The sequence below is a fragment of the Pantoea sp. Fr-CA_6 genome, assembly GCF_024520895.1.
Lineage (GTDB): Bacteria > Pseudomonadota > Gammaproteobacteria > Enterobacterales > Enterobacteriaceae > Pantoea > Pantoea agglomerans.
The window spans coordinates 1-388 of record NZ_JALNPO010000040.1; the positions used below are offsets into that span (position 1 = coordinate 1).

At 52.1% G+C, this 388-nt stretch carries 1 protein-coding gene; it reads left to right on the plus strand.

Going from position 1 to position 388, the window contains the following annotated elements; all coding sequences use genetic code 11:
- A partial coding sequence (locus tag NR201_RS22515) for a DUF2931 family protein (protein ID WP_306278221.1) occupies positions 1-388 on the plus strand: 388 nt, incomplete at both ends.

Sequence of the window (388 nt, forward strand, 5' to 3'; positions counted from 1 at the left end):
AAAGTTGTATCCACTTACAGAACGCTGGACAGCACTCCAGGGGATCCGGATACAACTCAGATATGGAATAACCGGGTCAGGATGCATGCTCAGTTTAATAAAGCCCGGCATCCACCGGCGCTGATGCTGTTCTGCTGGGATTCGGTTATCGATAAAAAGACCTACGAGACGCGCATCACCTTCTCACCGGCCCTTCGGGGAAAAATGTCGGTGCCAACCGGCAGGGACAGAAGAGGTAATATGGCCTGGTATGACACATTACTGTTAGGGCTGGCACCAGAGGGTAAAGTCCGTATCTGGCTTCAGAACAGCGCAGGAGGTGATAACCTGCCAGTCAAACCGGTAAAAATCACCACGCTGTCCGGGGATAAACTGGATGCCTGCAAAG